This is a genomic window from Phnomibacter sp. (assembly GCF_036803085.1).
Taxonomy (GTDB): Bacteria; Bacteroidota; Bacteroidia; order Chitinophagales; family Chitinophagaceae; genus Phnomibacter.
On sequence record NZ_DAIRUZ010000003.1, the window covers coordinates 514,681 to 537,962 of the forward strand.

Genomic DNA, 23,282 nt, shown 5'->3' on the forward strand with positions numbered 1-23,282 from the left:
ATGGCAAAGTGGTTCAAACGAAATATAGACCCGCTGACGGCTGCAGAAAGAGACAGCATCATCGAATTATCATCCAAACAGGTTGGCCCGGGTGTATTCTATTCTACCATCATAGTAGTGGCGTCCTTTCTTCCTGTTTTCCTTCTCACAGGCATGGAGGGAAAACTCTTTCATCCATTGGCATGGACCAAAACCTTTATCCTACTAATCGATGCTTTTCTCGCAATTACGCTAACCCCGGTATTAATTTCTTTTTTTCTGAAAGGAAGATTGAAGCCCGAATCTGCTAATCCAATTACAAAAACATTGGAGAAGATTTATACACCAATTCTCAAGTGGTGTTTGAAGTGGCGCAAAACTACCATCGCATTAAACATTATTGCATTAGCATCCGGTGTCATTATGCTGACAAAGCTCGGATCGGAATTTATGCCTCCTTTAGATGAAGGTTCTTTATTGTTTATGCCGGTTACACTACCCGATGTTTCCAATGCCGAAGCAAAACGCCTCCTTCAGGTACAAGACAAACTTATCCGGTCTGTTCCTGAAGTTGCACACGTCTTAGGCAAAGCCGGAAGAGCAAACACTGCTACCGATAATTCGCCTATCAGTATGATTGAAACTATCATACTTCTTAAACCCAAAAATGAGTGGAGAGAAGGAATGACCAAAGATGGTATTATCAATGAACTTAATGCCAAAATGCAAATACCAGGTGTCACCAACGGGTGGACTCAGCCAATCATTAATCGAATCAATATGCTGTCTACCGGTATTCGTACCGATGTAGGGTTGAAAGTATACGGGCAAAATCTCGACAGCATTTATGCATTTGCCCAAACCATCAAAAAACAACTCGTAGGTATCGACGGTATCAAAGATTTGTATGTAGAACCCATCACCGGTGGAAAGTATGTAGACATTGTCATCAAGCGGGAAGAAATTGGCCGCTATGGACTAAGTGTCGATGATGTAAATACAGTTATCGAAAGTGCTTTGGGCGGCATGAAACTAACCACTACTATAGAAGGCCGCCAACGCTTCTCAGTGAATGCAAGGTATGGTCAGGATTTCCGAAATAACCTTGAAGCATTGAAACGCTTGCAAGTACAAACCATGGACTTTGGTCCCATTCCACTGGAAGCTGTAGCAACCATTAAACTCAGCGATGGACCTCCAATGATTAATTCAGAGAATGCTATGTTGAGGGGTACTGTATTGTTCAATGTTCGTGAGAGAGATTTGGGCAGCACCGTAAAAGAAGCACAAGAAAGGTTAAATAAAATGATCACAAAACTCCCTAAAGGATATTTTCTCGAATGGAGTGGCCAATGGGAAAATCAAATAAGGGCAAATCAAACCTTACAAATGATTCTTCCAATCGTAATCGTCATCATTTTCATGGTATTGTATTTCACCTATCATTCCTTTAAAGAAGCAGCTATTACCATGATAACAGTTCCCTTTGCATTAATTGGCGGCGTTTTCATGGTATACTTCTATGGCATCAATTTATCGGTTGCGGTTGCAGTGGGCTTTATCGCCCTATTCGGAATGGCAATCGAAACAGCCATGCTCATGACCATTTACCTAAATGAGGCCATGAATAATATGGTGGCTAAACATGGCAACTCAAAAGCAACACTAACCCCTGCCATTATTCGTGAATTTGTGGTTGAAGGCTCTGCAAAGCGGCTGAGACCCAAACTAATGACTGTATCCGTAGGCTTATTTGGCCTCATTCCTATATTATGGGCCACAGGTGTAGGCAGCGATATTATGCGTCCTATCACCATCCCTTTAATTGGCGGCACTATTTCATCCACCATTTATGTACTCCTAATTACTCCGGTCATTTTTGAAATCGTGAAGGAGAGAGAACTTAAACGCAACGGCAAAATTGAATTGATAGATGTTAAAGAATAAACTACTCCTGGCATTATTTGCAGTAACGGTTGCTTTAAGCAGCAGTTCGCAAACATTACATCTTGATGCTGTTATTGACAGTATCAAAGCCTCACATCCTGTAGTGAAAATGTATGACAATGAAATCCGCTCCATGGATGAAGCCGCAAAAGGTGCAAGAAGCTGGATGCCTCCGCAAGTCGGCATTGGCCAGTTTATGACGCCGTATGATGTTCGGCTCTGGCACAAGGAAGGTGATATTCCGGGAATGGGCTCTGTCATGGTATCAGGTGAACAAATGTTTCCGAACAAAAAAAAGCTTGATGCAGATGAAAGCTACATGAAAGCCATGTCATCAGTGGAGAAGGAAAGAAAAAACGCAACACTGAATGAATTAATAAATGATGCAAAGCAATTTTATTATGAATGGATAATTCTGGAAAAGAAGCTCGTGATCATTGAAGAGAATGAAAAGATTCTGGATTTCATGATAAAGAATGCTGAGATACGATATAAGAACGGGTTAGAGAAAATCAGCGCCTATTTCAAAGCCAAAGCTGCTTTGGGTGATGTAAAGAATATGCAGCTCATGTTTGAAAACGATATAAAAGAAAAACGTATCCGTATTAATTCACTGATGGGCAGAAATGCCATGATTTATTTTGACATTGACACAGCCTATGCTTTAAACGATTATTCAGGCCTTGTTTTCGACAGCACATTATTCTACACTAACCGCAGCGACCTGAAATCATTGGACAAAGAAATTAATCTCACTCTACTGAAGCAAGAGACAGAAAGGGCTGCACTAAAACCTCAATTCGGTATTCGTTATGACAATATGATTGGCTTCGGAGGTCAGCCTTTGCAATACACCATCATGGGCATGGTCCGCATTCCTATGGCCAAATGGTCCTCTAAAATGAACAAAGCAAATATTGAAAGCCTGAAATGGAAAAACTATGCCATTCAGTCGCAAAAGGAAATGATGGTAAATGAACTCAGCGGAATGGCCTATGGAATGCGGAATGAACTAGAGTTAAAAAAGAAGCAATTAAAACTCTATGAAGAAACTATTATTCCTGCTTTGCGGAATAATTATAGAACAATGCAGCTGGGGTATGAGCAAAACACTGAAGAACTATTCATGTTATACGATGCCTGGGAATCATTGAACATGAAGCAGCTCGAATATGTCGAATTACTCAACCAGGCACTAAAACTTCAGGTAACGATTGAAAGAATTATAGAAAAAAACTAATTCGCCTCATATGCAAAGACGAAACTTTTTAAAACTGTCAGGATTAAGTGTTGGTGCAGCAGTTTCAGGCTCTTCCATTGCTGGCTTATTGGTCAGCACCACCAGTTGCAAAAAAGAACACCACATAGGGTTGATGACAAGTCCGGTAACAGTTACAGAAGGTAATTTTTCCAAACCGCTTTCCTTTCCTGCACAGGCAGGTATCAACCAAACCCTTACAGCCCAGGCCACGGCAGCCAACCTGAATGGCTCCACTATTCCGGTATTAGGATATCAACCAAACAGTTTGCTTGGCCCAACTTTCAGAGTGAACAATGGCAGCGCTGTAAATATCTTTTTGCAAAACAATCTATCCGAACACACCAATATTCATTGGCACGGTTTGAAAATACCAGCTCTCATGGACGGCCATCCTGACCAGCTCGCTATGGCTGGGGGTACATTTCGCTACCAATTCACCATAAACCAAAGGGCAGGGCTAAGTTGGTATCATCCCCACCCGCACGAAAATACAGGCAAGCAGGTTTTTCAGGGTTTAGCTGGCTTATTCATCATTAACGATGCTGAAGAAGCCGCACTCAATCTGCCGTCAGGTCAATACGAAATACCATTAGTCATACAAGACAAACGAATCACTACCACTGGCATCGCCTACAATCCTTCTATGGAGGAAGTAATGGCAGGCTATATGGGAGAATCAATTGTAGTCAACGGTATTCATTCCCCTTTTGCTGAAGTAGCCACTCGTTATTATCGACTACGCATGCTCAACGGTTCAAATGCCCGGCTGTACAACCTTGCGTTCAGCAACAATACCGACATGATTATTATTGGAAATGATGGAGGTTTATTGAAAAATCCGGTTACCGTAAAAGATATTTTAATTGCACCTGGAGAAAGATTGGACGTATTGGTAAACTTTAGCGGAGTACCAGTCGGCACAGAACTCTTTCTTGTCAGTAAAGAATTTGCTCATGGAGGTACTGCACAAGGCAAACAATCTTTCAACATACTTAAATTCAAAGTGGCCGTCGCACTTACAGATTCCTTTACAGTTCCTGCAAGTCTTTCGGTCATCAATTCAATTCCCGCCTCCTCAGCCGTAAAGACCAGATTATTTGATATTTCCAATGCAATGGAGCATCACGGTGTGCCAATGAATAATGGAATGCAAATGCGGCACCGAATCAATGGAAAATTATTTGACAGCAGCCGTATTGACGAAAATGTTTCTGCCAATACAACCGAAATATGGGTATTTGACAACAGCAAAGGTGATGAACCACACCCGATGCACCTGCATGGAGTATTCTTTCAGGTGCTCGACAGAACCGGTGGCAGGGGAGACAAAATTGCTTCCGAAAGTGGCTGGAAAGATACAGTGCTGGTAATGCCGGGCGAAACCGTAAGAGTGCTGGTACCCTTTGAAAACAACAAAGGCAAATTTGTATTCCACTGCCATAACCTGGAACATGAAGACGATGGCATGATGCTGCAATATCAATTGAGTTAATTGGAACACTATGAAAAGAACATACTTAGGATGCATCCTTGCTATAGCTATAGCACTTATTGCATGCAAAAATGATAAGAATCCTCATGCAGGCCATCAGGCGGCTGTTGTAAAAGAAATGTACACCTGTCCCATGCCAGAGGATTCAGTTTTTAGCGATAAGCCGGGCACTTGTCCAAAATGCGGGATGACATTGGTAAAAATGGAAGCGCATAATCATGCACAGAACAACGCTCAGTATACATGTCCCATGCCAGAAGATTCTGTCTTTAGCGATAAGCCGGGTACTTGTCCAAAATGCGGGATGACATTGGTAAAGATGGAAAAGCATAATCATCCACAGAACAATGCTCAGTATACATGCCCTATGCCAGAAGATTCTGTCTTTAGCGATAAGCCAGGCACTTGTCCAAAATGCGGAATGACATTGGTGAAAGTAAATGCAAACAACGAAAAGTCCAACGATATTGAAATGGCAACATTGCTAAAACCAACAAACGAATTCGTCGTATCGTCCATCCCGGTTACTTCAATCGATTTGCGATCAGAACAAATTGAAATGGACGCCTTGGGCTATATTGCTTACGATACAAGACAAGTTGGTAGTATCTCTGCAAGAGTATCAGGCAGAATTGAAAAATTGTATGTCCGCTATCGCTACCAAAAAATAACCAAAGGGCAACGAATACTAGATATCTACAGCCCTGAACTCCTTACTGCCCAACAGAATCTGCTGTTCCTTGTAAAGAATGATTCAGAAAATACCGCATTCATTGAGGCAGCTAAAGAAAAGCTACTGTTATTGGGCATGAGCAATGAACAGTTAAAGCAGGTCATGAAAAGCGGCCAGCCATCATTCACAACTACTGTTTACAGTAATTACAGTGGCCATATCCACGAGTCTTCAAACGACGGGTCTATGAATCCAGACCCCGGCAAAATGAAAGACATTTCACAAATCACAGAAGAACTTTCATTGAAAGAAGGAATGTATCTTCAAAAAGGACAATCTGTTTTCTCAGTTTTCAATCCTGATAAGGCCTGGGCTATACTTAACCTGTATGGCGAAAACCAGTCGATGATAGAAAAAGGAAATACCGTAAGGGTAGTGCCCGAAACCGCTCCTGATAAAGACTTCCGTGCCAGCATAGATTTTATCGAACCCTTCTACCGTAAGGTAAGCAAAACACTTACAGCGAGAGTGTATTTCGATAACCGTGTCTTCAAAATTCCAATCGGAAGTCAGGTTAAGGCAACCATTTTTGCGAACTCCAAAAAAGCATGGTGGCTCCCCAAAGAGTCAATTCTATCATTGGGTTTAGATAAAGTGGTTTTTCAAAAATCAGAAGGAGGCTTCGTGGCAAAGAAAATCACTACAGGCATGACACATCGCAATCATGTTCAGGTCTTAAGCGGTTTAACATCACAGGACTCAATAGCATCAAATGCGCAGTTCCTGATGGACAGCGAAAGTTTCATTAAAATAAAAAATTGATTATGCGGTATATCACATTCATTGCATTCCTGCTGCTTGTCATAACATCTTGCAGTAACAATGAACAATTGGCAACAGACCCCGACACCTATTACACCTGTTCTATGGACCCGCAGGTGGTGGAGTACAAACCGGGCAAATGCCCTATATGTAAAATGGATTTAACACCGGTAAAGAAAAAAAAAGGAGAAAATAAAGACGAATTGCAATTGAGCGAACAGCAAATTCAAATGGGCAATATTTACACAGATACAATACGCAATGGGACTATCGGCGACCAATTAGTGCTAACTGCTACCTTAAACTTCAATCAGCTGAAATCAACCTCGGTAAGTTCAAGAGTCATGGGTAGGGTTGAAAGGTTGTTTTATAAGAATGTTGGCGATTACGTCAAGCAAGGCACTCCTCTATATGAGATATACAGCGAGGATCTAAACAATGCAAAACAAGAGTATATTCTAGCACTTGAAAAGAAAAAAACATTTGTTGCTGAAACTGTAATTGACTTCGACCAACTAATTCAAAGTGCCAAAACCAAACTGTCACTTTGGGGTTTAAGTGAAGCACAGATAGCAGAACTGGCAAAATCAAGAAAAGCAGCCCCCACTACCACATTTTACAGCACAGCAACCGGCTTTATTACACAGCTCGATATTCGCGAAGGTGATTATGTTATGGAGGGCGGCACAATTGTAAAACTGGCCAACCTTAGCACACTGTGGGCAGAAGCACAGGTATTTACATCGCAGCTGTCAGCTATAGATAATAATAGTATGACAATAGTCCAGATTCCAGAGTTTGATAACTTGGAAATCCAAGGACGCATTGAATTTGTAAACCCCGAAATCAATCCCGATACAAGAATTAATCTTATCAGGGTATCAATACCCAATCCAGGCAATCAGTTGAAACCCGGCATGCCTGCATATGTAATAGTAAAAAGCCCTCAACGGACTTCACTTTCACTGCCAATTGATGCTGTCATCAGAGATGGTAAAGGCGCAACAGTATGGATTCAGTCAGGAAAAAATACATTCAAAAGTGTAATGGTGCAACCCGGTCTCGAAAGCGGAGATAGAATTGAAATAAAATCAGGTTTGAAAGAAGGCGATGTTGTCGTACTCAGTGGTGCATACCTGTTACATAGCGAGTATGTATTTAAAAAAGGAGCCGACCCAATGGCTGGACATAATCACTAAACATTCCTTCACCTTGTCAATACATAAAAACAAATCTAAGTTATATGATAAAGCCCACTGTATTCGCTGCAATCTCCTTCCTTATATTTTCCTTTACTCAATCGGTCATAGCACAACCTTCATCAGAAGTCTGCTACAATCCGAATCTGGTGAAGGATACTACCAAAAAAAGCATCAAGTCAATGGCTTTTGCCATTGTGAAAGGTGATAGTATTAAAATTAATTACCATTCTCCCGGCGTACGCAAAAGAATTATTTGGGGAGGACTGGTTCCATTGGATGAAGTTTGGGTTACTGGAGCCCACGATGCCACAACATTAGAAATGCCACAGGCTTTTGTAGTAAATGGAAAAGAAATTCCAGCCGGTAAGTTTGCCTTTTTTACCATACCTGGAGAGAAACAATGGACCATCATTATCAACAAAAACTGGAACCAGCATTTGGCCACAGAATACGACCAAAAAGAGGATATTGTGCGGCTAACAGTCAAACCAATCTACACACAGCATACGGAACGCTTACAGTACTACATCGATGTCAATAACAACAATGCCGGAACCATAACAGTTGCATGGGAAAGAATTAAAATTCAATTACCCTTTCAACTAAAATAATACATGGCGAAAAGTAAACACTATTACATACGCAAAAGCCATCGTTGGCTCGGCTTACTATTAGGTATACAATTTCTATTTTGGACAATTGGGGGGTTGTATTTTAGCTGGAGTAATATCGATGAAGTTCATGGTGATCCTATGAAAAAACAGACACCACTTATACCATCAACTATTCCCTTGATTAGTCCCTCATTCGTGTTAAATGCAATAAAACAATCACATCAGTTTGATTCATTGATATCTATTCAGTTGGTGGATGTGTTAGGCATTACTTATTATCAAATTCGAGGTACAAATACACACAATATTCAGGCTGGTCATCAACACAAACCTCAAGTGCTAACATTCCTGGCCAATGCATCAACTGGTCAGTTGCGTGGTCAACTTACAAAAGCAGAAGCTATACAAGTATCGAAAAGAGTGTTTAATGGTTCTCCAATAGTGACATCAGTTACCTATCTCACAAGTACGGATAATCATCACGAATATCGGGAGAGCCCATTACCTGCCTATGCAGTTTCATTTAAACATCCCACACATACAACAGTGTACGTGTCAACAGAACTTGGTACGGTACAAAAATTCCGTAACAACCGATGGCGTACATTCGACTTTCTTTGGATGCTTCATACAATGGATTATGAAAGCCGAGATAATTTTGGCAATTGGTTGCTGCGTGGCTTTTCAATGCTAGGTCTTGTCACAATACTAAGTGGCTTTTTATTATTCATGTATAGCTCCCGCTCATTTAAAAAGTGGGTTCGCTTCATCAACTAGCATTACATTGTATCGAGCTTTCATTTGTAAATGAATAGTGTGGGCAAGAGTGTGACCTAACAAAATGTAATTATTAGTTTCCTTCCTTTTGATTGGAAATGTTCAATGGGGTCCTGTCGCAAATCCATCACATTGTAAGTCAAATTACTTGTTACCATTATCTGTTTTACCATTTAAGCAAAAAGGGTGCGTAGACACGCACCCTTAATTGATTGTTCTATCAATTGTTCTTGCTTATGATACTATTGTTACCTGATTCCCAGATCTTCTTGTATTTGTTCAAGACTGCGGCCTTTAGTTTCAGGCAGCCATTTCCAAGTGAAAATGAATGCCAATAACATCATTACAGCATAAAATGAAAATGAGTACACAGCACCATTTTCACTTCCTTCCACTATCATAGGAAAAGTCCATGAAATTACTGCGGCCATAATCCAGTGGGTAAAGCTGCCCAATGATCCACCTTGCGACCGAACTGAATTTGGGAAGATTTCTGATATAAACACCCAAAGTGTTGCACCTTGCGAAAAGGCAAAAAAGGCAATATAACCTAGCAGGTAAAATAGAACTTGACTGCCCAACATTCCTTCACTATTAAATGCATAAGCGGTTAAGGAAAGAAAAACAATCAAACCAACACTGCCCACCAGTAGTAACGTTTTTCTGCCAAACTTGTCAATCAATGTCATCGCAATCAGGGTAAATAAAAGATTGGCTCCACCAATGTAAACAGGTTGCAGATAGGCTTCGGCCTTATCAAATCCTGCCATTTCAAAAATCCTTGGTGCATAATACAAGATGGCATTTATACCAGAAAGCTGATTAAACATGGCAAGTAAAACCGCATAAAAAATCGGCTTTCGAAATTTAGCCTGAAACAACTTTTCCTGTTTACCTCCTTGCGATAATGCATGCTCTTGCTTTATCAGGTCAACCGCACCATGCACACCTGTCTTATCAAAGATCTTTTTTGCCTCATCATCTCTGCCTTGCAATACAAGCCAGCGGGGGCTTTCTGGTATCATAGCAAGCAGGAGGGTAAAAAGTACTGATGGTACTATCATAATACCAAACATCCATCTCCAACTAGAATCACCAAAACCTGCAAAAAGGAAGTTTGTGATGTAAGCAACAAAAATGCCCGTTACAATCATCAACTGAAATGAACCGGCCAACCTTCCACGCATTTGAGAAGGTGCTACTTCAGAAATATACATAGGCCCTACAACTGAGGAAGCCCCAACTGCTAAGCCCCCAATAAACCTGAAGAAAATGAACATGCTCCACATTGGAGTTAAAGCACATCCGATTGCTGAAAACAAATACAAGATAGCAACCCCTACAAGCATTTTTTTTCTGCCATATCGTTGAGCAGGATAGCCCACTATTATCGAGCCTATTACTGTACCAATAAGACTTGATGCAACTGTGAAGCCTAGCCAGCCCGATGATAATTGCCACAGTTCCTGGATTGTATTTTCCGCCCCGGAAATAACCGCAGTTTCAAATCCAAACAGGAAACCTCCTATTGCTGCAATTAGCGAAATTCTTACAGCATACAATGCTGCTTTCACAGGCATTTTATCCTGTCCCTTATGTAACGTTGTTGATGCTTCTGCAATCACATGGAATGTTTTGAATAATGAAATAATCAATGCTGTTGTTTCAATGTGGAAACGATATGGTTAACTTCTACCGGATGATACCATGAACGAATGAAGTTTCCATCTTTATCGTACAGTGCCACAAAAGGCATCTTTACCAACCTGAAATAATCACGTAAAAAGAACGTATTACCCTCTGTACCTACAAAGTAATTTTTGTATTGCTGCAGTTTAGATTGAACAACAAACTTTTTTACTTCTGCTACACTTACATAGGTAATCATCGCAATAGATGTTGTTTTCAAACTTCCTTCATGTACAATCAGCTTGTTTGTAAGGTCTTGGCAATGATCACAACTGGGATCAAAATAGATGAGTAAAATTGGTTTGTTATACGGCAGTTGCGAAGCTGTAAAAAATTTCCCGTTCTCAGTAACCATTTTAAAAGGCGGTAATTTATTGCTTTGCGAAAGGGTTGTACCATGCTTAGCAAAAAAGAGCAATACTAAAAAGCCTTTACTATAAATATTAAAAAGCATAAGCAACTATTATCGCAAACTCTTTTTAATAGCAGTTAGTGACAGATTTTTAAACATTGCCGTACTGCCATCTCCTGATAGCTTTAATCCATTGTATTGATATGTAGGGAAGTATAAAAAGGTAATTACGCTTTCACCATCATTTACAAAAACCTCAGCAGATGTTTTATCAATTAAAATCCGAAAATGGTTGTCGCCTGCTTTGGGTACAAAAGGGCATACAATTTTGTTTTTGAAACTGTTATTGAAGTCCGTATTACCAGATGCAGATCGATCAATCGTCATTAATTTACTTCCCTTATCAACGGTGATTAAAATTTTCTCTTTAGAGTTGCCAACATTCAATATCATGTTTCCGGAATTGCTAAAATCAGCTGTAAAACTCAGCTCATAACTTCCTGTTTTGATAGTACTGTTATTGACAATCTCAATAGATTTATGACTTCCTATTACAGATGTATCTGGTCCGCCGGCTTTGTAGTTGTCTAATTCCTTCACTGGCACTGATTTCAAGATATAAGCAGCACCATTGTTCACGAGTGATAGTTCGCGGGGTACAGTATTGGTACTTCTCCAGGTATTTGTAGGAACCTTTTCTGCATATTGCCAGTTACTCATCCAACCAATAAAAATTCTTCTCCCATCACTAACAGGTACATTATTATAGGTTACGCCTGCATAATTATCCGTGCCATAGTCAAGCCAATGAATTTCTGTTGATTCGGAAGTAAATTTTCCGCCAGAAAAATTGCCCACAAAATATTGCGTGCCCGAACCACCATTAGGAGCACCAGGATTTATGCTTACCAGCAACACCCATTTTTTTTGCGTGGTTCCTGCCACTGGCAACTCAAACAAGTCAGGACATTCCCACACACCTCCGTGAGCTCCAACCCCTTCACCAAAGCTACTTTCATAGGTCCACTTTTTAAGGTCTGTAGAGGTATAAAAATTCACCTTTTGTCCAACCGCAAGCACCATCAGCCATTTCCGCAATTCTGCATTCCAACTTACTTTAGGATCCCTAAAATCAGGTATACCCGGATTAGGTAACACTGGATTGGCGCTATACTTTGTCCAAGAGTCTCCACCATCAACGCTGTAAGCAATTGCCTGATGTTGTTGAGACCCCGCAAGAGTATAAACAGCTACAAGTGGATCATTTGAGCCCGACTTAAAGCCTGATGTATTATCGACGTCTACAACTGTACTGCCAGAAAAAATCGTTCCTGATGCATCCGGTGCAATGGCAACGGGTTTGTCTTTCCAGCTAAACAAATCTTTGCTTGTTGCATGTCCCCAATGCATAGGCCCCCAAACGCTAGCCGAAGGATTATACTGGTAGAATAAATGATAAGTGCCATTGTAATAAACCAGTCCATTGGGATCATTCATCCAGTTGGAAGGAGGTGTAAAATGATATACTGGTCGATAATCACTTTCTTTCATTGGCACTAATGATGCAGAAGAGTCTGTTATCACTGTAAGTATTCCTCCTCCGTCATTTTTTTTAGAACAAGAACAGGCTGCTGTCAAAAACATACACACAACCAGTCCAATCTTATAAAATGTCATAACATACATTTGAATGGTCCCGGTATACCCTACCGGGACCGATTATGAATTACTATTTTGTTTTCAGATAGTCAATTGCATTCTTATACATCTTCTCAATGTTAGATTGGTAAACATTAGTGGTAAAATTCTGCTTCCATTCAATACCGCCGATGCCAATGTAAATAGCCGATCCTTGATAGCTGCCCTTTGGTTTAAGTTCCATTACTCCAGCCATCCAGTAATCTCCTATACCATCCCATTGTCCAAGCCATTCAATATTATTATCAGAGATAAATTTATTGTATGCAGCCTCATTATCATTGGGCTCTAGTTTCAGGTATTCAGGTATACGAAGAATGACGGCATTGTGATTTTCTTTCCAGCCAGGCCCAATGATGGGGAATGTTACGCGGCCATCACCTTGCGTTGTCATGGCAATGCCTTTATATAGCGGGTGTGTGCTGAAATCATGCTTACGATTAATCTTAACTCCGATACCCCACGTGTCAGGATTATTAAAACCCGTACCTTGATCAAAGCCCATAAAATAGGGTTCTGTCATACGTCCAAGTGTCCAGAAGTATTGAACAGCAAACTGGTTCAACAACAATCCACCACCATTCTGATAATATGCTTTGAGCCTGCTCACAACAGTGGCATCTGTTGCTACTGAAGGAAGATCTTTAGTGGATTCAAGGTCATAGTTCCACCATATCACCCGAAATTGAGATAAGTCGACTACCCCGTTTTTCACGTTATCAAATGAGATGTAACGCGACTTGCTATAATTAGCAAAAAGCCATTTTGCTGCAGCGACTTCGTCATCATCACCGGTTGATAATAGTGATAATGAGTCGGCGTATTTACCAATGTAACCAACAGCAGTTGCGCCAACTTTAAATGGCAGGTAAACAGTATTAGAACTTTGGCCAGCACTATTGTACGTTACAAAGCTGATGTTGTATGTTCCAATAGGTACATTATTAACTTGATAAGAGGTTGCGGTACCAGCCAATTCTATAGTTTGACCACCAATCTTAATAATAATTTTTGCTACGGGAGAAGCAGGTAAAGTCCATTTCAACAAAACGCCATTATCATTTTGTTCGCCGAAAGCATCTTTTATTGGAGCTGCGCCCTCTCTTCTGAATTTTACCAATTCTCCTAATGAAAGATTTCCTTTACCATCTTTTAACTTTACTAAATAGGTGTATTCTTTATTGGTTTCAATAATTCCGTACTTGTAAGTTGTGCTGTTAGAAGCAAGCTCTTTTGAAGAAGCGCCTTCGCTAACAATTGGAATTAGTCCATCCAAGCCTGCAGGCATCTTCCAGCTAAGCAATACGGTATCGCCATTCAGCGTATAACTCAAATCACTAATTGGAGGAATCTGTGCCGATTGTATTACTAAGTCTCTTTTCTGGCAGGCAAAAACACTCATTGCCAGCCCCATAATTACCAGATATTTTGATTTCATGTTTTCTGTTTTTAATGAGTTACTGGAGATAGCCAGGATTTTGAACATATTGGTTACGGCTAAAACGAATCTGATTCAGTGGTATGGGCAAATACTCATCACGATTCTTCTGGAAAGAAGCGTCTTTTAAGTACTTCCGCTTGTCCTTTTCCTTTGCGAAATAGGCATTCATGTAAGATTCTGCAATGCCCCAACGTACAAGGTCAAAGAAATGCATGCCTTCCATGGCAAACTCAAGCCTTCTTTCGAAGCGCATTGCTTGTCTTGCAAAGTCTTTTGTCCAATCACAGTTTACACCTGGTTTGTATACATCAATTGCAAACTTCGATTCATAATCACCATTGGCAAGCTTAAGCAGGTTTGTACTATTTTTTGAACGATTTCTCAATGCATTGATTAGGGGCAATGCTTCATTCTGTCTGCCAAGTTCAATCAATGCTTCAGCCTTCCAAAGCATTACATCTGCAAAACGAAGGAGTATCCTGTTTTTTGCACTTGCATAAAATGGGCCTACTTGTACATACTGACTTTTCTTTACGTTTTCTTTTAGTGATGCATATACACCATACACATCGGGCGTTCTATTCCAACTTTCTTGATACAAAAGACCTGCATCATATTTCCATGGATGGCCTGGCATAGCAACAGTGTGGTTCAATCTTGGATCCACAGTGTTTGCTGCTACGTAATCACTATTGTTGAAGGAGTTGAATTCTGGTAGTCCATCAGCACTTGTCTTGAAAGAGTTAACCAAATTTTGAGAGGGCTTACGAAAATCACAGCAACCAATACCCTGCGGCGTTCCCAGTACATCGCCAAAGTTTAGCCGGCCAAACATGGTTCCGTCATCTTTAGAATACTGAACAGAGAAGATAGCCTCTGGCCCATTTTCAGTTCCAAGCATGAAGTTGTTGGCAAAGTCACTCTCAAGGGCATATGGTCCGGCTATTACCTGATCACATAAAGCAACTACTTCGTTTAGTCTTGTAGTATTGATTTTAGTGACATTGTGTTTTTCATCTTGCTCATAGGCCTGATACAGTTTTGTTTTGGCTAAATAAGCAAGAGCCGCATATTTATTTGCACGTCCTATTTGAGGCTGTGTAGTTGGCAGATTGTCTGCAGCAAATTTAAAATCATCTGCTATCCTTTGCCACAAGGCATCATTGGTAAGTGCAGTATTTAAAACATTTGCATACTCATTGGTTGGTACAGTTTCGTCGATAAATGGAATGTTCTTGAACAGCACTTTCAATTGAAAATACCAGTGCCCCCGAAGAAACCGCATTTCAGCCTGACGTACTTTTTTCTTGGCTGCTGTATCACCCAATGCGTTGAGACTGGTCAGCGCAGCATTTACCCGAGATATTGCTACATAGTACTGAAACCAAAGTCCATCAAATTCGCCGATATCACTACGAACCTGCTTGAAGATTTCAAGAAAATAAAAATTCTGAATGTCAGCTTCATCCCGTCCGCCCTTATATGCATCGCCTGCTCTTACATCTCCATATGGCCAAAGACTCCAAGGTGTGTTGTAATGGTCATTGCCCAACGAGGCGTATGCTGCAGTAACCAAACCTTCATAGTCACCGGATACTTGTATTTGGCTGAGCGTCGCTTTAGGTGCTACATCTAAGTAAGATTTGGAGCATGCCGAAAGAGCGGCTATTAGTAGAATTGAAAATATCTTTTTCATGATAAATTGCTTTTGAAAGAAGTAACACGTTATAGGCCGATACGAACACCAGCTGTAAGCATAGTAGGAATCGGATAGCCGTAATTGGGCATTTCAGGGTCGATTCCGGTAAAAGACTTTGATTTGATGATGAACAAATTTTGTCCACTCACATACAAGTTCAAACTGTTAATATGAAAACGCTGTGATAACGCCTTAGGCAAGGTATACCCCAACTGCAAATTTCTCAATTTGGCATATCCGCCATTTTCAATAAAATAAGTGCTAAACCGGCTTTCATTATTCCTGTCCGTTAATGTTAAAGCAGGGATGTTTGATGATTGGTTAGTAGTTGACCAAGCATCCAACAATCTTGTACCCTTATTTGAACCAGTTTCACTAATGCTCCAGAAATCTGACGCTGATTTTACATCATACACATTAATTTGCTGGTGTCCAACTCCTTGAAAGAAAATGGTAAGATCAAAACCTTTGTATTCAAAATTGAAGTTGATACCATAAGTAAAGTCAGGTGTAGGATTGAAAATCCAGGTCCTGTCTTTCTCATTAATCATACCATCACCATTTAGATCTTTGTAGCGAATACGTCCAAGTCCTTTGCCCAATTGTTCAGCAGACTTCAATACTTCGTCTGTGGTTTTGAAAATACCATCAGCGACATAACCATAGCCACTTCCCCAAGGCTGATTTAGTATGTTATCTGTTGTTCCATTGCCACCGTAGGTGTTCACTACTTCTTCTGGTAATGACGTCACTTTGTTGCGGTAAGTAGCAATATTGCCTGTAATATCGAAATTCAGTTTACGACCGATTTTACCTTTATATCCAACCAAAAATTCGATACCCTTATTTTGAAGACTTGCGCCATTTACCCAACGATCACCACCCTCACCAATCACAGCTATATACGCTGGTCTGATTAGCATGTCTTTCGTCTTCTTCACGAAATAATCTACAGAACCATAAATCTTTTGATTGAATAATCCGAAGTCAAGGCCAAAGTTGGATTGAGTAGTTGTTTCCCATCTTACATCATCATTGGCCCGTTGCGTAAGCTGATACCCCGAAGGAAGAGTCCCGCTTCCGGTTCCATTCAGGTCGTAAGAAGTTGCATCAGGTGAACGCCAGGTAGGATCGCCACCAGTGTAATTGGTTTGATACAACGTAACGTTGGCAGTATTACTGATGTAGTCTTGGTTACCATTTTTACCCCAGCCATAACGAATTTTCAAGTCACTGATAAATTGAAAATTGTCTTTAATGAAGTTTTCATTATTCAAGCGCCAGCCGAAACTAAATGCCGGAAATAAACCGAACTGATTGTTCTTGCCAAACTTTGAAGAACCATCATAACGCAAGGTGGCTGAAGCAAGATATTTGTCTTTGAAAGCATAGTTCAATTTCCCGAAATATGACAGGAGTCTATATTCTCCCGCACCACCTCCATTATCCTTAAGGCCAGTACCTGCATCTAAATACATATAATTAATATCCTCACTGGCAAAACTTTGCCTGCTGGCCCATGTACTCACACCTTGCTCTTTGTATGTTTCCATACCTGCAATAGCATCAATATTGTGGTCTCCAATTATGCGCTTATAATTAAGTGTATTCGTCCAGGTGAGCTTTGTTGTATACCAATTGCTCATGGTTACCTTATTCAAAGGATTGTTTAAGTAACCAGACCTGTATGCCAATTGCATATCTCGTTTAGAGAAATTACCATAATCTAAACCAATACTTGTTCTCAAATAAAGGTGCTTAATTACTTCAAGCGTTGCATAGGCATTACCAAACATCCGTAGATAATTGTAATGATTCTGTTTGTTATCTTCTAACAAACGAACGGGGTTTTGTCTGTCATTCATTCCACCCCATGGTCCGCCCCAACCGTTTCCATCCGCTGTACGCACAGGAATAATAGGTAGTGCTTGCAAAGCAGCATTCAAAACATTGCCTTGTACTTCCTTTGTGGTGCTTACAGTAAAGTTTTCACCAATAACAAGACGGTCATTGAGCATTCGATAATCACTATTCAGTCGGGTAGTAATGCGTCTGAAATTTGTCGTTTTAACTATACCGTCATTATTTGTGTAATCTAAAGAAAACATGGTGCTTCCCTTCTCTGTACCTCGTGCTACAGATATATCGTAGTTCTGCATAATAGCTGTCTGGCTAATTTCTTTAAACCAATCAGTATTGGCAGTCTTCATCGTATTATTGGGTGCATCGATGTATTCTGGAAGTGTAATACCATTAAGCGTGTAGCCTCCATTGCCATTTTTGGTCCAGTCGAAGCTGTAGCCATACTTACTATTAATCGGATCGCCGCCAAACAATTGAGCATCATTTGCACTTGCCTGCCAATTGGCTAAGCCATATTGCTCAGCATTCAAGACTTTCATCCTGTTTTGATAAAAAGAAGCAGAAGTACGAGCATTAGCAGTGATGGAGAACTCTCCTTTTTTAGCTTTCTTGGTAGTAATAATAATAACACCACTGGCTGCTCTCGAACCATATATAGAAGCCGCTGATGCATCTTTTAGAACCTGAATCGTTTCAATATCATTCGGATTTAATTCATGCATTCCGGCTGTTGTTGCAACTCCATCAATTACATACAAAGGAGAGTTTCCGTTGATGGAACTTAAACCTCTGATTAAGATGTTTACGTTGGATCCACTAGGCTGTCCGTCTGTATAAATAATCATACCTGGTACACGTCCCTGTAATGCTTGAATCGGATTGTTATTGGGCAGTTTCTTCAACTCTTTTACATCTACTACTGAAACAGCTCCAGTAAGGTCAGCTTTTCGTTGAGTTTGATAGCCAGTAACAACGACATCGCTTAGAAGACTCGAAATTGGCCTGAGACTTACTTCAATTTCAGTACGTCCAGCAACATTAACTTCCTGTGAAATCATACCTATATGACTGATAACAAGCACATTGCTGCCATCAGGTACAGTTATAGAAAATCGGCCTTTTGCATCGGTATTTGTACCTATGTTTTTGCCTTTAATAGAAACAGACGCACCAATAACGGCGACGTTGGCGGTATCTGTAACCACCCCACTTACCGCTTTTTGCTGCGACCAACTTGGTAATGCCATTACGAGGCATACCAAGACATAGACAAGCTTTCGCATAAACTGTTGTTTTTATTGTTTTAGTAATGGTTCTTTAAGTTTTTCATCTACATCGCTTTGAAATAGTGTCTTTAACTCAGACACTTCATATTCGGGGCAAGCGCCAGCTTTACTTGCAACAAAAGCCCCCACTGCGGAAGCAAACGCAAGAGATTCCTGAGGGGCTAATCCTTTATAAATACTTTGTATAAATGCTGCAAAAAAAGAATCACCACTCCCTATTGTATCTTGTACCTGTACACGGTAAGCATGTTGATAATAAAAATCACCTCCGTCACTTAAGACAGATCCGTCTGCACCCATTGTTACCAATAGCTTTTCAATATTGAATCGCTCTTGTATCAACTTCATGCGGTCTTCCTTGTGCTTAAAATGGCTAAACCAGCCAGTCACAAGCTCTAACTCATCAAGATTCATTTTTAGAATGTCTGCCTTCCGAAGCAGGTGTTCCATGCTGTTTCGATTGAAGTGTGGTGGACGCAGATTGACATCCATTACATTTGTACTTCCCACTTCCAGACATTTATACAGTGTGTCACGACTTACTTTATTGCGACTAGCTAGGCTGCCGAATACGAAAAATTTTGAAGATTGGACCAATCCGGCAAACTCGTTTTTCCATTCAATAAAATCCCAAGCCGAAGGGTAAACGATATCGTAAACCACGTCACGCTGTTCATTTATTTTAGCATATACAAGCCCCGTGGGATGAACATTATCAGCATGGAAAAAGTCGGTACATACACCATGCTTGGCCAAGATATTAACCAGCCCTTCTCCATACTTGTCTATCCCAATCCTCGTTATCACTGCGGGGTTTAACCCAAGTTTTTTCAAATGATACGCCACATTCATCGGTGCTCCCCCGGGCATTGCCGCATCAGGCAGTATATCCCATAGCGCTTCGCCAAAGCACACTACTTCATGTTTATTCATCCTATAAAAAGATTTTGTGATTAGCCAGCCAGATACCGTAATTGGAGCTTTTACTGTAATTGTTTACCTGGCTCCCGGTAGTTATTGGCAAAAAATCGGTCAAGCTGAAATGCTTGTAAAGCAGTAATAAAATAGATCCCGAAATGAATCCAAAAAATTTCATGTGGCTCGCAATTTGGAAGCAAGTTCCATAACTACTCTTCGGCCAGCATTTCGTTTTTGTATCTTTCTTTAATAACTTTATAAAAAAAGGGGGAACTCAATTAGATATTCATAATCAGATAGTTACGAATTTGCTCAGACAAGGAATTTGGATTTTGTAACTACCTTTTCTGTTATTGTAACATATTGCTGAGGTTTTCAAAACGGCTCGTTACAATAATAAAAATGCGCTGCTTATTTTCATTTGTACAACTAAAAACAACTCCCATTTTTGTCAACCGTGCTGATGCTTAAGTATGTGTAAATTGCTTTTGGGAGACCGTGTAACATTTTAACGCTGGCTCATGAAAAAAGACTTTCCGGAATCCGTTCGTTTATTATCACTGAGTTGTTTATACCTGCTATTTATTATAGGTATAACAAGTTGTGGCTTCAATAACAAGCAGCCAAAATGGACAATAGGCTTTTCGCAGTGCACCGGAGGCAATTGGCGTAACAACATGTTAGATGAGATGAAACGAGAGATTTCCTTTCATCCCGACGTCACCTTATTATATGAACAAGCAGACGGTGCTACGCAAAAGCAAATTCAGCAGGTCCAAAAATTGCTAAAAGAAAATATCGACCTACTCATCATTTCGCCAAATGAAGCAGAACCATTGCGGCCCGTTGTTGAAGCTGCATATTCCAAAGGCATACCCGTAATCGTTATTGATAGAAAAATATCTTCCACTTATTATTCAGCCTACGTTGGCGGTGATAATTATCAGGTAGGTTTTGCCGCAGGCGAATACATTGCCAGTCTTTTGAAACAAAAAGGTAAGGTGCTTGAATTTATTGTCTTACCCGGTTCGTCCCCCGCTTTTGAACGTTCAAAAGGTTTTAAAGATGCTATAAGCAGATTTCCATCTCTATCACTTTCTGCAGTAGTAAATGGGGAATGGCTCAAAGATTCCGCAAACAATCATTTAGATAGTATTATACAATCAAACTTAGATGCTGACGTCATTTTCGCACAAAACGACTTTCTTGCTCTTAAACTATCCGAATACTATAAAAGGAATCATTTACAAAAACCACACATTATTGGTGTAGACGGGTTGCCCGGTAAATCAGAAGGTCTAGAATTAGTTTCAAATGGAGAAATTACGGCAACATTACTTTACCCTACTGGCGGTGAAGAAGCTATTCGTACAGGTCTTAAAATTTTAAATAAACAACAGTTTAGTAGGGAAACGAAGCTACAGACCACTGTAATTGACTCAACAAATGTTCATTATATGCAAATGCAGGCTGCCAAAACGAATAGTTTGCAGCAAGCAATTGAAAAGCAACAATCAAACCTCACCAGTTTAAAAACCGTCTACAGTAACCTTAGAATATTTACATATATCCTTGTCGCTTCGCTCATCGTGTGTATAGTTCTTGCTAGTATGGCCTTCTATGCTTTTCGTGAAAAAAGAAGGATAAATAAAATTTTGGAACACCAAAATCATGAGATAAAAGAACAAAAAGATCAGTTGGAAGTTTTATCTGCGAAAGCTCAGGCAGCTTATGATGCTAAAGTAAATTTTTTTACTAGCATCAGCCACGAATTCAGAACTCCTCTCACTTTAATACTTGCACCTCTCGAGGCCTTAGCTGCATCTGCTAAAAGTAACTATGTGCAATCTCGAAACTTAACCCTGATCCATAAAAACGTCCTTCGTCTGCTGAGATTGATTAACCAGCTAATGGACTTCCGAAAAATTGAAGTAGATAAGATGCATATTAAAGCATCAGATAATGATATCGTTGAGTTTTTGCAGGATATAATTGAATCCTTTCAAAGTATAGCCTCAAAAAGAAAAATTGACTTAAGACTAATTACAAACGAAAGGCAACTGCAGGTATGGTTCGATGTGAACATGCTTGACAAAGTAGTATTTAATGTGCTTTCCAATGCTTTTAAATTTACATCGGACAATGGCTACATCTATGTCTATCTTAAATTAGATGAGTCGCAAAAGAATGCGCTGATTAGTATTGAAGACAATGGTGTAGGTATGAGTGAAGAGGCTGTAAAAAAAGCATTTGACTTGTTCTATCAAGGTGATTACAAACCAGAAAATGGCACAGGTTTAGGGCTGGCGCTTTCAAAGCAATTAATTGAGTTGCATCACGGTACTATATCTTTAAAAAGCGAGAAGTGGAAAGGAAGCACTTTTGAAATATCCCTTCCAATAGGCAATGCACATCTACGTCAAATTGAAATGACCGATGAGCCAACTGTTCCATTTATGTTTTATGAAGATGAGAAAGTTTATACAACACAAACTGTGGCAAAACAGAATGATGAACCCGAGCGTATTCAAAAACCAAAGAATAATTCAATACTCGTTATTGACGATAACAAAGACTTGAGGGATTTTATTTGTTCAACATTTGAAGATGAATACGAAATGCACCAAGCTGATAATGGTCAGGTTGGTATACAACAAGCATTTGACATAGTTCCAGATTTGATAATTTGTGATATTGTAATGCCAAGCAAAGACGGGATGAGCTTAGTAAATATTTTGAAGAACGATATTCGTACTTCACATATACCCATTATTCTTCTCAGCGGGCAAACTAATTTGCAGCAGAAGATTGAAGGGATGAAAAATATGGCAGATGTATACATCACTAAACCATTTAATGTTCAGTTCTTAGAACAAACAGTTAAGAGTCTCATTGCAAACAGAGTTAAACTGAAGGACCATTATACCTCCGAAATACCATCCTCTCTCAAAAATCAATCAGTTGGAAAAATTGATCGAAAATTTATCAGCGAATTTTCTTCGATTGTTGAAAGCAACATTGGAAATGAATCTTTAAATGCAGAAGATATAGCAAAGGCCTTAGGGATTTCTCGAATGCAGTTGTACAGAAAAGTTAAGGCCTTAATGAACATAAACGTAAATGACTATATCATGAATGTACGTTTGCAAAAAGCAAAGTTTTTACTACAGCATGAAGAACTAACTATTAGTGAAGTTTCCTATAGTGTTGGCTTCTCCTCGCCTGCTTATTTTTCTACAGTATTCAAATCGAAATTTGGATTAACACCAACAGCATTTAAGGAGCAATAGAAAACTATGCCTGTTCCTTAAGTTATTAATGATCTAAATAATTCCATCTGTCAACTCCGGTTTGTGTGGGCATGAGTGTGACCTAACAAAAGGTCGGCGGTCTTCCATCGGTCGGCCAACAAAAACCTCGCCAGCCCGGCATGGCACTGCTGCAGGCCAACACACGCAGCTTTGTGCAGCAGAGCCATACCGCCCTGCGGGTGCTCCGCAAGCTCCGCAGGCTGTCATGGTTTTCGGCCGCCCTCAGGTCGCCGCCGTCCGGCCCTTTACTGGCTGCAG

At 40.1% G+C, this 23,282-nt stretch carries 15 protein-coding genes; 8 read left to right on the forward strand and 7 right to left on the reverse strand.

Translation table 11 applies throughout. From position 1 onward, the window contains the following. The 7 genes from V7Q13_RS09210 to V7Q13_RS09240 all read left to right on the forward strand — a co-directional run bounded on the left by V7Q13_RS09210 (position 1) and on the right by V7Q13_RS09240 (position 8,767). Complete coding sequence (locus V7Q13_RS09210) at positions 1–1,926, forward strand: efflux RND transporter permease subunit (RefSeq protein ID WP_333800388.1); 1,926 nt, start codon at positions 1–3, stop codon at positions 1,924–1,926. Continuing rightward, positions 1,913–3,166, forward strand: a complete 1,254-nt coding sequence (locus V7Q13_RS09215; RefSeq protein ID WP_333800389.1) for a TolC family protein — start codon at positions 1,913–1,915, stop codon at positions 3,164–3,166. Before V7Q13_RS09210 ends, V7Q13_RS09215 begins: the two co-directional genes overlap by 14 nt. Positions 3,167–3,176: 10 nt before the next feature. After that, complete coding sequence (locus tag V7Q13_RS09220) at positions 3,177–4,679, forward strand: multicopper oxidase family protein (protein ID WP_333800390.1); 1,503 nt, start codon at positions 3,177–3,179, stop codon at positions 4,677–4,679. 10 nt (positions 4,680–4,689) lie between these two features. Then, complete coding sequence (locus tag V7Q13_RS09225) at positions 4,690–6,174, forward strand: efflux RND transporter periplasmic adaptor subunit (protein WP_333800391.1); 1,485 nt, start codon at positions 4,690–4,692, stop codon at positions 6,172–6,174. Between the two features lie 2 nt (positions 6,175–6,176). Next, complete coding sequence (locus V7Q13_RS09230) at positions 6,177–7,373, forward strand: efflux RND transporter periplasmic adaptor subunit (protein WP_333800392.1); 1,197 nt, start codon at positions 6,177–6,179, stop codon at positions 7,371–7,373. A gap of 182 nt (positions 7,374–7,555) precedes the next feature. After that, positions 7,556–7,987 carry a DUF2911 domain-containing protein gene (locus tag V7Q13_RS09235; protein WP_333800393.1) on the forward strand — a complete coding sequence of 144 codons (432 nt, stop codon included), beginning with the start codon at positions 7,556–7,558 and terminating at the stop codon, positions 7,985–7,987. Positions 7,988–7,990: 3 nt separating this feature from the next. Next, on the forward strand, positions 7,991–8,767 hold the full coding sequence (locus V7Q13_RS09240; RefSeq protein ID WP_333800394.1) for a hypothetical protein: 777 nt from the start codon (positions 7,991–7,993) through the stop codon (positions 8,765–8,767). A gap of 248 nt (positions 8,768–9,015) precedes the next feature. On the opposite strand, the gene V7Q13_RS09245 is transcribed toward V7Q13_RS09240, so the two are convergent. Genes V7Q13_RS09245 through V7Q13_RS09275 form a run of 7 tightly spaced genes read right to left on the reverse strand, consistent with a single transcriptional unit; the run spans position 9,016 to position 19,728 of the window. Continuing rightward, entirely contained in the window at positions 9,016–10,422 is a 1,407-nt protein-coding gene (locus V7Q13_RS09245) for a sugar porter family MFS transporter (protein WP_333800395.1), read from the reverse strand. Continuing rightward, positions 10,419–10,910: a hypothetical protein gene (locus tag V7Q13_RS09250; RefSeq protein ID WP_333800396.1), complete on the reverse strand. Its 492-nt coding sequence runs from the start codon at positions 10,908–10,910 to the stop codon at positions 10,419–10,421. The genes V7Q13_RS09245 and V7Q13_RS09250 overlap by 4 nt, the downstream gene beginning before the upstream one ends. Positions 10,911–10,919: 9 nt before the next feature. Next, a complete protein-coding gene (locus tag V7Q13_RS09255) occupies positions 10,920–12,485 on the reverse strand; it encodes a glycoside hydrolase family 32 protein (RefSeq protein WP_333800397.1) in 1,566 nt (521 codons plus the stop codon). A 52-nt stretch (positions 12,486–12,537) separates the two neighbouring features. Further along, positions 12,538–13,944: a DUF4960 domain-containing protein gene (locus V7Q13_RS09260; RefSeq protein WP_333800398.1), complete on the reverse strand. Its 1,407-nt coding sequence runs from the start codon at positions 13,942–13,944 to the stop codon at positions 12,538–12,540. Positions 13,945–13,963: 19 nt separating this feature from the next. Continuing rightward, complete coding sequence (locus tag V7Q13_RS09265; protein ID WP_333800399.1) at positions 13,964–15,643, reverse strand: RagB/SusD family nutrient uptake outer membrane protein; 1,680 nt, start codon at positions 15,641–15,643, stop codon at positions 13,964–13,966. Between the two features lie 29 nt (positions 15,644–15,672). Further along, the gene (locus tag V7Q13_RS09270) at positions 15,673–18,792 is read right to left on the reverse strand and encodes a SusC/RagA family TonB-linked outer membrane protein (RefSeq protein WP_333800400.1); all 3,120 of its coding nucleotides are present in this window, start codon (positions 18,790–18,792) and stop codon (positions 15,673–15,675) included. Between the two features lie 12 nt (positions 18,793–18,804). Beyond that, positions 18,805–19,728 carry a carbohydrate kinase family protein gene (locus V7Q13_RS09275; protein WP_333800401.1) on the reverse strand — a complete coding sequence of 308 codons (924 nt, stop codon included), beginning with the start codon at positions 19,726–19,728 and terminating at the stop codon, positions 18,805–18,807. Positions 19,729–20,234: 506 nt separating this feature from the next. On the opposite strand from V7Q13_RS09275, the gene V7Q13_RS09280 reads away from it, so the two are divergent. Then, on the forward strand, positions 20,235–23,003 hold the full coding sequence (locus tag V7Q13_RS09280) for a substrate-binding domain-containing protein (RefSeq protein ID WP_333800402.1): 2,769 nt from the start codon (positions 20,235–20,237) through the stop codon (positions 23,001–23,003). Positions 23,004–23,282 lie beyond the last annotated feature (279 nt).

Excerpts from the sequence above, each read along its gene's own strand:
- V7Q13_RS09270 (WP_333800400.1), bottom strand. The coding sequence starts at position 18,792 with ATGCGAAAGCTTGTCTATGTCTTGGTATGCCTCGTAATGGCATTACCA.
- V7Q13_RS09280 (WP_333800402.1), top strand. The coding sequence starts at position 20,235 with ATGAAAAAAGACTTTCCGGAATCCGTTCGTTTATTATCACTGAGTTGT.
- V7Q13_RS09225 (WP_333800391.1), top strand. The coding sequence starts at position 4,690 with ATGAAAAGAACATACTTAGGATGCATCCTTGCTATAGCTATAGCACTT.
- V7Q13_RS09260 (WP_333800398.1), bottom strand. The coding sequence starts at position 13,944 with ATGAAATCAAAATATCTGGTAATTATGGGGCTGGCAATGAGTGTTTTT.
- V7Q13_RS09220 (WP_333800390.1), top strand. The coding sequence starts at position 3,177 with ATGCAAAGACGAAACTTTTTAAAACTGTCAGGATTAAGTGTTGGTGCA.
- V7Q13_RS09255 (WP_333800397.1), bottom strand. The coding sequence starts at position 12,485 with ATGACATTTTATAAGATTGGACTGGTTGTGTGTATGTTTTTGACAGCA.
- V7Q13_RS09265 (WP_333800399.1), bottom strand. The coding sequence starts at position 15,643 with ATGAAAAAGATATTTTCAATTCTACTAATAGCCGCTCTTTCGGCATGC.
- V7Q13_RS09275 (WP_333800401.1), bottom strand. The coding sequence starts at position 19,728 with ATGAATAAACATGAAGTAGTGTGCTTTGGCGAAGCGCTATGGGATATA.
- V7Q13_RS09250 (WP_333800396.1), bottom strand. The coding sequence starts at position 10,910 with ATGCTTTTTAATATTTATAGTAAAGGCTTTTTAGTATTGCTCTTTTTT.
- V7Q13_RS09210 (WP_333800388.1), top strand. The coding sequence starts at position 1 with ATGGCAAAGTGGTTCAAACGAAATATAGACCCGCTGACGGCTGCAGAA.
- V7Q13_RS09240 (WP_333800394.1), top strand. The coding sequence starts at position 7,991 with ATGGCGAAAAGTAAACACTATTACATACGCAAAAGCCATCGTTGGCTC.
- V7Q13_RS09215 (WP_333800389.1), top strand. The coding sequence starts at position 1,913 with ATGTTAAAGAATAAACTACTCCTGGCATTATTTGCAGTAACGGTTGCT.
- V7Q13_RS09235 (WP_333800393.1), top strand. The coding sequence starts at position 7,556 with ATGGCTTTTGCCATTGTGAAAGGTGATAGTATTAAAATTAATTACCAT.
- V7Q13_RS09230 (WP_333800392.1), top strand. The coding sequence starts at position 6,177 with ATGCGGTATATCACATTCATTGCATTCCTGCTGCTTGTCATAACATCT.